The sequence below is a fragment of the Haemophilus sp. HMSC066D02 genome, assembly GCF_001810545.1.
GTDB lineage: Bacteria > Pseudomonadota > Gammaproteobacteria > Enterobacterales > Pasteurellaceae > Haemophilus_D.
Genome location: NZ_KV801805.1, coordinates 214,021 through 226,358 on the forward strand (window position 1 = coordinate 214,021; position 12,338 = coordinate 226,358).

General features: G+C 39.8%; 12 protein-coding genes. 1 reads left to right on the forward strand and 11 read right to left on the reverse strand.

The window, feature by feature from the left end:
* Positions 1 to 7: 7 nt before the first annotated feature.
* The 11 genes from HMPREF2750_RS03690 to HMPREF2750_RS03740 form a co-directional block, all read right to left on the reverse strand.
* Positions 8 to 2,035, reverse strand: a complete 2,028-nt coding sequence (locus HMPREF2750_RS03690) for a BCCT family transporter (protein ID WP_033002707.1) — start codon at positions 2,033 to 2,035, stop codon at positions 8 to 10.
* Positions 2,036 to 2,317: 282 nt separating this feature from the next.
* Entirely contained in the window at positions 2,318 to 3,469 is a 1,152-nt protein-coding gene (gene mnmA / locus HMPREF2750_RS03695) for a tRNA 2-thiouridine(34) synthase MnmA (protein WP_070582600.1), read from the reverse strand.
* A gap of 120 nt (positions 3,470 to 3,589) precedes the next feature.
* Positions 3,590 to 3,850 (reverse strand): (Na+)-NQR maturation NqrM, encoded by a 261-nt coding sequence (nqrM, locus tag HMPREF2750_RS03700; RefSeq protein WP_049379890.1) that lies wholly within the window; start codon positions 3,848 to 3,850, stop codon positions 3,590 to 3,592.
* A 2-nt stretch (positions 3,851 to 3,852) separates the two neighbouring features.
* Positions 3,853 to 4,893 carry an FAD:protein FMN transferase gene (locus HMPREF2750_RS03705; protein WP_070582601.1) on the reverse strand — a complete coding sequence of 347 codons (1,041 nt, stop codon included), beginning with the start codon at positions 4,891 to 4,893 and terminating at the stop codon, positions 3,853 to 3,855.
* A 132-nt stretch (positions 4,894 to 5,025) separates the two neighbouring features.
* Positions 5,026 to 6,261 carry an NADH:ubiquinone reductase (Na(+)-transporting) subunit F gene (nqrF, locus tag HMPREF2750_RS03710; RefSeq protein WP_049362635.1) on the reverse strand — a complete coding sequence of 412 codons (1,236 nt, stop codon included), beginning with the start codon at positions 6,259 to 6,261 and terminating at the stop codon, positions 5,026 to 5,028.
* A 10-nt stretch (positions 6,262 to 6,271) separates the two neighbouring features.
* Positions 6,272 to 6,868 carry an NADH:ubiquinone reductase (Na(+)-transporting) subunit E gene (gene nqrE, locus HMPREF2750_RS03715; RefSeq protein ID WP_049362633.1) on the reverse strand — a complete coding sequence of 199 codons (597 nt, stop codon included), beginning with the start codon at positions 6,866 to 6,868 and terminating at the stop codon, positions 6,272 to 6,274.
* A gap of 3 nt (positions 6,869 to 6,871) precedes the next feature.
* The gene (locus HMPREF2750_RS03720; RefSeq protein WP_049379887.1) at positions 6,872 to 7,501 is read right to left on the reverse strand and encodes an NADH:ubiquinone reductase (Na(+)-transporting) subunit D; all 630 of its coding nucleotides are present in this window, start codon (positions 7,499 to 7,501) and stop codon (positions 6,872 to 6,874) included.
* Positions 7,501 to 8,292: a Na(+)-translocating NADH-quinone reductase subunit C gene (locus HMPREF2750_RS03725; protein WP_005695373.1), complete on the reverse strand. Its 792-nt coding sequence runs from the start codon at positions 8,290 to 8,292 to the stop codon at positions 7,501 to 7,503. The genes HMPREF2750_RS03720 and HMPREF2750_RS03725 overlap by 1 nt, the downstream gene beginning before the upstream one ends.
* Positions 8,285 to 9,520: an NADH:ubiquinone reductase (Na(+)-transporting) subunit B gene (locus HMPREF2750_RS03730; protein WP_070582602.1), complete on the reverse strand. Its 1,236-nt coding sequence runs from the start codon at positions 9,518 to 9,520 to the stop codon at positions 8,285 to 8,287. The genes HMPREF2750_RS03725 and HMPREF2750_RS03730 overlap by 8 nt, the downstream gene beginning before the upstream one ends.
* Positions 9,521 to 9,522: 2 nt before the next feature.
* Complete coding sequence (locus tag HMPREF2750_RS03735) at positions 9,523 to 10,866, reverse strand: Na(+)-translocating NADH-quinone reductase subunit A (RefSeq protein ID WP_070582603.1); 1,344 nt, start codon at positions 10,864 to 10,866, stop codon at positions 9,523 to 9,525.
* Between the two features lie 396 nt (positions 10,867 to 11,262).
* A complete protein-coding gene (locus tag HMPREF2750_RS03740; protein WP_070582604.1) occupies positions 11,263 to 11,574 on the reverse strand; it encodes a BolA family protein in 312 nt (103 codons plus the stop codon).
* 84 nt (positions 11,575 to 11,658) lie between these two features.
* Between HMPREF2750_RS03740 and HMPREF2750_RS03745 the strand changes: the two genes are divergently transcribed.
* On the forward strand, positions 11,659 to 12,258 hold the full coding sequence (locus HMPREF2750_RS03745; RefSeq protein ID WP_049364852.1) for a YajG family lipoprotein: 600 nt from the start codon (positions 11,659 to 11,661) through the stop codon (positions 12,256 to 12,258).
* Positions 12,259 to 12,338 lie beyond the last annotated feature (80 nt).

Genomic DNA, 12,338 nt, shown 5'->3' on the forward strand with positions numbered 1-12,338 from the left:
AGTCTTATTATTCAGCCAGTTCTGTTTGCTCATGTGCCATCAATTCTTGACCCACATCGTCTAGCAAACTTAAGTAACGTTCATAATGTTTCAACATATCGGCAATCAATTCATCTTGGTCCATATATTGCACATCATAACCCACTCGACCATCAAAGAAATAAGTGTATGGCTCATAGGTCATACTATGTTGGATATGTGGCAAGTTATCATCATTAATTAATTGCTCTGACACCTCACGACCGATAGATTTCACCCCGTACATAAAGTCTCGCATCAAATCTTTTTGAATGACTAACTCGACTGCAGGTTCATCTTGATCAAATAACGTGTTAATTTGCACGCTCAAGTCATATTTGCCGATCAACTCTTGACGTAATTCTCGCATAGCCGGTAATACCGTATGTTTAAGGAAACGTAAAATATCTTTTTCTTGCGTTTGGTTCATCATTTGTTCCAAACGTTCTTTCCACTTATCACCTGTCCAGAAAATACTGGTTGGATTAACTTTGGTATCAAAATATTTTTTATCTGCACTCAAGCCTTTCCATAAACTAAAGCACATCAGCAACATCAACATCGCAAAAGGTAATGCTACCAACAAGGTCATTGCCTGCAGGTTTGCCAAACCACCCGATTGCATTAAAACAATCGCGACGACTGACATTAATACACCCCACATCACAGCCTGCCAACGAGGTGCTGCAAGGCTTTTATCGCGTGATGCAATGTTATTTAATACATAAATACCGGAGTCTGCCGAGGTGATAAAGAATAAAGAAATCACCACCAAACTCACTAAACCCGTCACACCAGAAAGCGGTAAATAATCTAAGAATTTAAAGAGTAACGTTTCAGGCGAGGAAATCATTTGCCCTAACGTACCTGCAGCTTCACCATCATTCAACCAAATGGCCGTATTACCAAATACGGTAAACCACAAGATGCCGAACATGCTAGGAATCACCAACACGCCAAAAATAAATTCGCGAATGGTACGTCCTCTCGAGATACGCGCAATAAATAAACCGACAAATGGTGCCCAAGAACACCACCATGCCCAATACAGAATGGTCCAACCGCTAAACCAGCCAGTATGTTCTTGTTCATAAACATAGGTTTTGAAGCTTAATTGGACTAAGTTGCTGAGATAAGTTCCGATATTGTCGCTAAAAGCGGATAATAAATAAAGTGTTGGCCCCGCCACTAAGACGAAAATCAACAAACAGAAAGCTAATGTTAAATTCAGCTCACTTAAGATTTTTACCCCTTTCCCTACACCGGAAATCGCGGAAAATATCGCTAAACTCATTACCACGGCAATTACGACAACTTGCAAGCTGAAGCTATTTTCGCTAATCCAGCCTAATTGATGTAAGCCTGCACCCAATTGTGATGCACCAAAACCTAATGTTGTGATAACACCAAATAAGGTGGCAAGTAACGCCATAATGTCGATAAGATCGCCTAACTTGCCATTAATACGCTCTTTCAATAACGGATAGAAACAAGAACGTAATGCCAAAGGTAATTTGTAACGGAATCCAAAGTAAGCCAATGCCAACGCAATCGTGCCATACACCGCCCAGGCATGAATTCCCCAGTGGAATAAGGTGTGTAACAAGGCTTCTTGTTGCTTATGCTCTGCACTGCCTGTGGTAATATCAGATAAGTAATGCGTCAATGGCTCTGCGACACCAAAGAACATCAACCCTACCCCCATGCCGGCAGCAAATAACATTGCCAACCAAGAGAGAAAACCGAATTCAGGCTCTTCTTCATCATTGCCTAATTTGATATTACCTAGGCTACTGACTGATAAAATGACTAAAAAGCCCAAAAATACTGAGAATGCTAATACGTAAAACCAACTAAAGTTGGCAAAAATGCCCGATTTAGCAGCATTTAATAAAGTTTGTGTTTGTTCAGGTGCGATTAAAATCATCGCGACAAGCAACACCACAAAAAATAACGTTGCACCAATCACTAAAGGATTGAACGACGTTTGCTTTTCCATAAATTTAGATAAAGACAACGCTTCCCCCTTAAAAATTAAGTGAATAAAAATAAAATCAGATTAAATAAAATAAGGTCTTAAGCCCTAAATGGTGAGATGGAACCATCGCAAATGATAGCACGGAGAAGTGCGATTTTGAAGAAAACGCTCAGTAGGATTTGAGTGAATTGTTTCCAAATGCGAAATATATATTATCAAAACATCAATATTTTTTCAAATTAACGAAAATTAAAATACGATAAAGAAAAAGTGCGGTCAGAAAAATCTCTAAATTTCTGACCGCACTTTATTGAATATAGACTAAATTCGTTCTTCGATAATGCCGCCACCCAAGCAGACTTCATCGCGGTAAAACACGGCTGATTGACCTGGTGTGACCGCGGCTTGCGGTTCGTCAAAAATCACTCCAATGCAATCGTCATCAATCGGCTCAACCACACAAGCAATATCCGTTTGACGATAACGAGTTTTCACCGTGCAACGGAACGCTCCACGCACAGGTTCGCGACTCACCCAATGTAGCTGTTTGGCAATTAAGCCTTTGGAAAACAAACGTGGATGATCATGGCCTTGTGCCACAATCAATTCATTATTTTCCACATCTTTATCTACTACATACCAGGCTTCATCACCAGCATTTTTTAAACCACCAATCCCTAGCCCTTTACGCTGCCCTAGTGTGTGGTACATCAAGCCTTCATGGCGACCAATAATCTCGCCATCTACGGTACGGATGTCACCTGGTTGAGCCGGCAAATAACGCGCTAAGAAATCCTTAAACTTACGCTCACCGATAAAACAAATACCGGTAGAGTCTTTTTTCTTCGCGGTAATTAAACCTAAATCTTCTGCAATAGCACGTACAATCGGCTTTTCAATTTCACCAACAGGGAAAAGGCTTTGGCCTACCTGATTTTTACTCAACGTGTAAAGGAAATAGCTTTGGTCTTTATTGCTATCTAAGCCGCGCAATAATTCAGCCTGATCATCAGCCCCACGACGACGCACATAATGGCCGGTAGCAATATAGTTAGCGCCCAAATCTTCCGCTGCATATTCCAAGAAAGCTTTAAATTTAATTTCTTTATTGCACAAAATATCTGGGTTTGGCGTACGACCAGCTTTGTATTCTGTTAAGAAATGTTCAAACACGTTATCCCAATATTCTGCCGCAAAATTGATTTTATGTAGCTTAATACCTAGCTTGTCACATACTGCTTGCGCATCAGCAAGATCCGCTGCGGCTGTACAATAATCGGTATCGTCATCTTCTTCCCAGTTTTTCATAAACAGGCCTTCCACTTGGTAGCCTTGTTGTTGAAGAATAAACGCGGAAACGGAGGAATCTACCCCACCAGACATACCGCAAATGACTTTTTTAGTGGCATTTTGGGCAAGTTGTTCTGCACTCAATGGTGTGAAATGTTGATTATAAGTATTTGAAGTTAACATAAGTCTCCCGTAACTTCGGTTAAGGCGAAGCACATTGGTGATAATGATTGAAACATAGCGGAATGACTTCCGCCCCATAAATTAAGATTATTGCACAAAGTGCGGTTGATTTTGCGTGAATTATTTCACTTCATAAAATTGCGAATCATCGTCTTTCTTCGCAAATTTTTGTTCGTATTCAGCTTTGGCATTTTCATCGCCTGCATCTAATTTTTCTTGTAAAGTGTCGCAAGGTTTATCGCAGTCACAGGCTTTGGCGATACCGAGTGATGAAAGTCCGCCACAGCTGCCCTTTAAGCTTTGTTTTTTAAAGATAAAGCCCACAGACATTAATACAATAATGGCCACAAAAGCGATTAGGGTAAAAAATAATGTTTGCATGATTATTCCTTATTTGCGAGTAACTTTTGGAAGGATGACGACATTTTTGTTTCAAAGCCTTTTTCCGTTTTCATAATTAAATACACTGGAATATTTTCTTTCTCGGCCACTTCAAGTGCTTTATTTTCACCGAGTACAAATAAACCTGTAGATAAGCCATCAGCCGTCATCGAACTTGGTGCAAGCACGGTAATTGAGGCTAAATGATGCTGAATTGGATAACCTGTTTTTGGATCGATTTCATGAGCAAAGCGTTGACCGTTTTCCTCAAAATAAATACGGTAATCGCCTGAGGTCGCCATCGCCATATTATTTAACCCAATCACTTCTTGGACTGCTCTTTCACCCGTATTATTAGGTTTTTCAATAGCGATTTGCCAGGCTTTATTTTCGGCATTTTTACCTTTTGCACGGATTTCTCCGCCAATTTCCACCATATAGTTTTGTACGTGATTGTGCTCTAAGACATCCGCGACTTGATCCACACCAAAACCTTTAGCGATAGATGATAAATCAATATAAACCTGTGGCACCGCTTTACTTAAAGTTGGGGTTTTACCGCTCATATCAAGGTGAATCTTATCAATTCCTACCCAACTTTGACGTTCAGCAAGTTGTTCTGGAGTAGGTTTACGTTCTAGGCGTTTTTCTGGTCCAAAGCCCCATAAATTCACTACTGGCCCTACTGTCACATCCAATGAACCTTCAGTAACCTGATTTAAACGGTTCGCTTCTTGTAGTACTTTGGCAAAGTCAGCAGAGATTTCAATTGGTGTATTCACTTGTGTATTTTGATTAAAGCGACTTAATTCGGAATCCTTAATGTAAGTGGACATTTTCTGATTCACATCTTTTAAAACTACTTCAATCTGTTCATGTGTTTTTTGTGCGTTTTCGCTAACAGAATCATCCTCAATGTAGCGGATATGGTAAGTGGTTCCCATGGTTTTTCCGCTAAGTGAAATAATTTCTGGATCTTTCTTACACGCACTTAATGAACAAGCTAGGACTACAGCAATCAATCCGCTTAGTACTTTTTTCATCTATTCCTTCCTAAATATATGAATTACAGGCAAACCGACTCTTCCATCAGCTTGCCTGTAATCCATCTTAAATATTGACCGCACTTCATCACAAAGTGCGGTCAGTTTTCATGATGTTTTGATTAACTAAAATCAACCACCGAAGTCATCTAATAAGATGTTTTCATCTTCAACACCGAGGTCTTTCAACATTTTGATTACCGCAGCGTTCATCACCGGAGGTCCACACATGTAGTATTCACAATCTTCTGGTGCTTCATGATTTTTCAAGTAGTTTTCATAAAGTACGTTGTGAATAAAGCCGGTGTAACCTGTCCAGTTATCTTCTGGTAACGGATCAGATAATGCCACGTGCCATGTAAAGTTAGGGTTTTCTGCTTGAAGCTGATCAAAATCTTCTACATAGAACATTTCACGTTTAGAGCGTGCACCATACCAGAATGACATTTTACGTTTAGAGTGTAAACGTTTTAATTGGTCAAAGATATGAGAACGCATTGGTGCCATACCCGCACCACCACCGATGAATACCATCTCATTATCGGTTTCTTTCGCGAAGAATTCACCGAATGGACCAGAAATTGTCACTTTATCACCTGGTTTTAATGACCAAATGTAAGAAGACATTTGACCTGGAGGCGCATCAGGTTGACGTGGTGGAGGCGTTGCAATACGCACGTTAAGCATAATGATGCCTTTCTCTTCTGGATATGAAGCCATTGAGTAAGCACGGATAATATGCTCATCCACTTTAGACACATAACGCCATAAATCGTATTTGTCCCAATCTTCGTGGTATTCTTCTGGAATATCAAAATCTTTATAGTAAACCGTATGTGGATCAGCTTCGATTTGGATATAACCACCAGCACGGAAAGGTACTTCTTCGCCTTCAGGAATCGCTAATTTAAGCTCTTTGATGAAGGTTGCTTTGTTATCGTTAGAAATAACTGTACATTCCCATTTTTTCACACCGAAAATTTCTTCTGGAAGTTCAACGTCCATATTGCCTTTTACATTAACTTGGCAAGCTAAACGATAGCCTTCTTTTGCTTCACGTTTATTAATATGAGAAAGCTCGGTTGGTAGAATTTCACCACCGCCACTTTTCACTTTCACAATACATTGGCCACAAGAGCCACCGCCACCACAAGCAGAAGAAACGAAGATACCTTTACTTGCTAACGCACCAAGTAATTTACCGCCAGCAGGTAAAGTGATCGCTTTTTCAGGATCGTCATTAATAGAAATGGTGATATCACCAGAATCCACTAATTTTGATTTAGCGAATAAAATAATCGCAACGAGCACTAAAAGGATAACCGTAAATGCCGCAACACCTAATAATAAAATTGAAGATTCGCTCATTTATGCCTCCTTATAACTGAATTCCAGAGAATGACATAAAGCCAAGCGCCATCAAGCCTGCAGTAATAAAGGTAATCCCTAATCCTTTTAAGCCTGCCGGTACATCGGCATATTTCATTTTTTCGGTTAAGCCTGCAAGCGCAACGATTGCTAACATCCAACCAAGCCCCGCACCTACACCATAAACTGCAGATTCTGCAAAAGTGTATTCACGTTGTACCGCAAAAGATACACCACCAAAGATCGCACAGTTTACGGCGATAAGTGGAAGGAAGATACCTAATGCGTTATAAAGTGCTGGGAAGAATTTATCTAAAGTCATTTCAAGTAATTGAACAAGACCCGCAATAATCCCGATAAAGGTAATGAAGTTTAAAAACTCAAGGCTTACACCTTCTACCAATGCGCCATCTTTTAATACATGTTCATACACAAATTGGTTCGCAGGTACCGCAATACCAAGTACTACTGTTACCGCAACACCAAGGCCAAATGCCGTAGAAACTTTCTTAGAAACCGCAAGGAAAGTACACATCCCTAAGAAGAAAGAGAGCGCCATGTTTTCAATGAAGATCGCCTTCACGAATAGGCTAATATAATGTTCCATTGATTATTTCTCCTGTTGCTCAGGTTTCCACGTTCTTAAGCCCCAAATAACGAAGCCGATAATAAAGAACGCACTTGGTGCAAGAAGGAATAAACCGTTTGGTTGATACCAACCGCCGTCTTGAATAGTTTGGAATACAGGGAAACCAAACAAACGACCAGAACCGATTAGTTCACGTAATGTGGCGACAATTAATAAGATCGCACCATAACCTAAACCGTTACCGATACCGTCAACAAAGCTTTCTAACGGTGGTGATTTCATCGCAAACGCTTCTGCACGGCCCATTACGATACAGTTTGTAATGATAAGACCGACGAATACAGAGAGCTGTTTAGATAAACCATAAGCATAAGCTTTTAATACTTGGTCAACCAAGATTACTAAAGACGCGATAATCGCCAGTTGCACAATGATACGGATACTATTTGGAATATAGTTACGAATCAATGAAATAAACAAACTGGAAAAACCGGTTACCAAACTTACCGCAATCGCCATAACGATCGCGGTTTGTAATTGGGTTGTTACCGCTAATGCAGAACAGATACCCAAAATTTGCAAGGCAATCGGGTTATTTTTAGCAATAGGATCTAATAAAAGACCTTTTAAATTTACTTTTGCATCAGCCATTATTTGATTTCTCCTGCTTTAAATTTCGCTAAGAATGGACCAAAGCCATTTTGGCTGAACCAATAATCAAATGAACCTTGAACACCGTTACTGGTTAAAGTTGCACCTGATAAACCATCTACACCGTGCTCTTTATCTGCAGCAGAACTACCTTTGTAGATTTTGAATTTTTGGTTACCTTGTTCATCGAATAATTTTTTATCGACAAACTGTGCTTGCCAACGAGGGTTCGCAATTTCGCCCCCAAGACCGGCTGTTTCACCTTGATCATAGTAAGTAATACCTTTGATAGTATTCGCATCTGGTGCAACAGAAACAAAACCATACATGGTTGACCATAAACCACGACCATACATTGGTAATACAACTTGGGTTACATTGCCTTGCTCATCTTTTACAAGATAAACACGTGCTTGATTTGCACGAACTTTAATCCCTGCTTTATCTGCTTCAGCTGGAATTGCTTGGCTTTTAGCTGGATCTTTAACGGCATCTTTAGGTTCAAATTTATTAATTTCTTCTGCTGAAGCTTGAACGTAATCACCACTTTGCAAATCAACTAAACGCGGTTCAATAAATTTGCTGTAAGTGTCTTTAATTACTGATGCATTATCTTCTTTCATTAAGCCAGCAACAGTTAAAATGTTACGTTGAACGTCGAGTGCTTTTTGTTCATCTTGTTTGGATTTTAATGCTACTGCAGCACCAGAAACCACGATAGAACACACTAAACTTAGCAACACAACAACGGTAACTGTACCGCTAACGCTATCTTTATTAAATTTAGCCATTTGTTCTTGCTCTCCGACGTTTGATATTTGCTTGAACCACGATGTAGTCGAAAATTGGTGCAAATAAGTTTGCAAATAAAATCGCTAACATCATCCCTTCTGGATAAGCTGGGTTCACTGTACGAATTAATACCGCCATCACGCCAATTAACGCACCGTACCACCATTTACCTGTGTTGGTGAATGAAGCTGACACAGGGTCGGTTGCCATGAAGATCATACCAAGTGCAAAACCACCTAATACAAAGTGCCAATGCCAAGGCATTGAGAACATTTGGTTAGAATCAGAACCGATTAAGTTGAATAAGGTTGCTGTACCAATCATACCGATCATGACACCAGCCATAATGCGCCAAGAAGCAATACGGGTGAATACAATTAACGCACCACCGATTAATAACGCAAGCGTTGAAACCTCACCCATTGAACCAGGAATATTACCGATGAATGCATCCATCCAAGTAATAGGTTGACCGGTTACAGTGTGTTGTAATGCTGCTTGACCACCTTGAGACCATTGTGAAAGTGCGGTTGCACCAGAGAAACCATCTGCAGCGATCCATACTAAGTCACCAGAAATTTGAGCCGGATAAGCGAAGAATAAGAATGCACGACCAGCAAGCGCAGGGTTCATAAAGTTACGACCTACACCACCGAAGATTTCTTTCGCTACCACGATACCAAAACTGATACCAAGTGCAGCTTGCCATAATGGCAATGTTGGTGGAACGATTAACGCAAATAAAATGGTTGAAACGAACATCCCTTCATTTACTTCATGACCACGCACCACTGAGAACAATAATTCCCAAATTGTACAAACGGTGAATACCACTAAGTAAATTGGTAAGAAGAAGATCGCCCCTAATGCCATTTTTGAACCCCAAGTTGCATTATTGGTTAAATCTAAACCTAATGAACTTGCAAGTGCATAGTGCCAATCGTTAGCAATTAATTGATCTAAATTGCCTAATTGATTTAAGGCAGGGATCGCTTGGTTACCCACATTGTACATCCCGTAGAAAATCGCTGGGAACAACGCAAGAAAAACCGTAATCATCATACGTTTTGAGTCTAACGCATCACGAACGTGTGTGTTTTTGTGCGTTACCGTACCTGGTGTATAAAGCAAGGTATAAATCGATTCAAAGACCGGATAAAGCTTGCTGTATTTACCACCTGGCAAAAACGCGGGTTCCATTTTTTCAAAAAGATTTTTTAAACCCATTTTTAACCTTCCTTCTCAATCTTATCTAATACTTGACGCAAGATTGAACCGTATTCATATTTGCCCGGACAAACGAAAGAACATAATGCTAAGTCTTCTTCATCTAATTCAAGACAACCTAACGCTTGTGCACCATCGGTATCGCCCACTATTAAATCACGTAATAATAATGTCGGTAAAATATCCAACGGCATCACGCGCTCATAGCTACCGATTGGTACCATTGCACGCTCACCACCATTTTCTGCTGTAGTGAAGTTGAATAATTTTTTACCAAAGTGACCTAATACGGTACGGGTAATCGAATATTTGTTCGATTGTGGTGTGATCCAACCTAAGAACTCTTTCTCATTACCTTCCGCAATCACAGAAACTTGTAATGCATAACGACCTAAATAGTCATGAGCATCTTTTGCCGTTTGACCACAAAGTACTGAACCAGAAATCACACGGTTATTACCGTCTTTTAACTCACCAGCTGTTAATTGAGAAAGGTTTGCACCGATAACGGTACGAACTAAACGAGGCTCTTTCACTTGCGGACCCGCAAGAGAAATAATGCGTTCTACATAAAGTTCGCCCGTAGTGAATAATTTACCTACAGCAATCACATCTTGGTAATTGATGTGCCATACGGTTTTGTTCACACCAACCGGATCGATAAAGTGGATATGTGTACCCACTAAGCCAGCAGGATGAACACCACCAAAATCATGTACTTTTAAGTTAGCTAAATCCACGGTTGGGATATTGCTATCACCCGCTTTACATAGATTTAATGGTTTATTTTGGAATAGACGACTTAATACAGTTAAACCGTCAATAAAATCTTGCCAATGCTCTTTTAACACCGCCTCTGGATTTGCCGCCAAAGGATTGGTATCCATCGCATTTACAAACAGAGAAGAAGGTTCTGCATCTACGGCAGGCACTTTGCTGAATGGACGAGTGCGGAACGCTGTCCACAAACCGGATTCAACGAGGTTTTGTTTAACTTGTTCAGAAGAAAGCGTATTGAGCTCACCTGCGTTATATTTAGCGAAAGTAACTTGATCGTTACCTTGCACATCAATGACCACAGATTGTAATACACGTTTTTCGCCACGATTAATTACAGTGATAGTACCACTCGCAGGGGCTGTGAAAACCACTCCCGGGTTTTTCTTGTCTTCAAAAAGCACTTGGCCTTTTTTCACGACATCGCCTTCGCGTACCTTCATAGAAGGACGCATACCCACATACTCTTCACCAAGAATCGCAACCTGATTCACAGCGTTACCGCTATGGATTACTTGTGCTGGTTTTCCTGCAATAGGAAGGTCCAAGCCTTTTTTGATTGTAATCATACTGTTTGCACTACTTTTCTAGGTTAAAAACACGATTGCAATCAAAGCCTATGCCTTAAGAGCAATCTCGCGATTGAGCGTGACAGAAAACACTTTGAGATCAAAGCATTATTAACTGACACATAAATTTAAAAACTCAAATCTGTTTAATTTCTCGACGAGTAAGGAATTACTCACACATCCAGAAATTGAAATTCGAAAATTAAAAGCGCCTTATTTTATCGGAAAATGGGCTTTTATTCCACTTCCCCCCCCGTTTTTTGTGAAATATTTGTGAACTTTTTAGACAGATATTTATCTGGAGTAAAAATAAATCTCCATCAAAATAAAAAGAGAGAATGCTTATCGCCTTCTCTCTTCTTATGAAAATCTAATATAGGGAACGTAAGGGAATACTTACTGTCCAACACCAAGACAATTTGGTGATTTTGGAAATGCTTCACCTAGGCTCTCCCATTCGCTTCTTGTATAAAGATGAAGCGCTAATGCGTGAATGCCATTTTTCAAATCATCAGCAAAAAGTTGGTAAAGTTTTTGGTGGCGTTGCACCTTGCGCATACCTTCAAAAGCATTACTGACAATCACTAATTTAAAATGAGAATCGGCCCCTCGACCGGAACTGTGCATATGGCTTTCATTTTCTACAGTGGCAAAGTGCGGTTGAAATTCGGCTTGAATTCTCTCTAATAATTCTTGCTGTTTTGACATAAATAAACTCCCTAACTTTTTGCTATACATTCAGCGTTAAGTTTGTAAGAATAACACAAATTAACCTAATTCAATGAGGAAATTATGAAAGTAACAAACAAAATCAAAGCATTATCAACAATGACGTTGGCTGCTGCAACATTATTTTTAGCGGGTTGCCAAGCACAATCCAATACCTTAACTTTTGCGCCTCAATCACCGACTGCATCAATGAATATTAACCAATCAGCAGTGGTAACAGTAAATACTCGTGATTCTCGTCCACAACAAGAAATTGCAACTTATACTAAATCAGGTGAGCTTATTAAATTAAACGCATCACCAAGCGTTACTCAACTTTTCCAACAGGTGATGCAACAAAATTTAGTCAGCAAAGGTTTCCGTATTGGACAAGCGAATAATGCGAATGCCGGCGTAACTGTTGATGTAAAAGAATTCAACGCTAAAGTAGAGCAAGGTAATTTACGTTATACCTTGAACAGCAAAATTCAAGCAGTTGTTTATGTACAAGGTCCACGCGGACAATACAACAAAACCTTTAATGCAACCCGTTCACAGTCTGGCGCATTTAATGCGAGCAATGATGAAATTCAAAAAGTGTTAGGCGAAACCTTCAAAGATATTGTTAATAATATTTATCAAGATCAAGAAGTTACTAACGCAATTAATCAATATACCAATTAATTAAAAAGTGCCGTGTCCTTTTCAATAATCACTTGACGAATACGCCTTTCAAGCGTAACATTCGACCGATTTTTTAACGA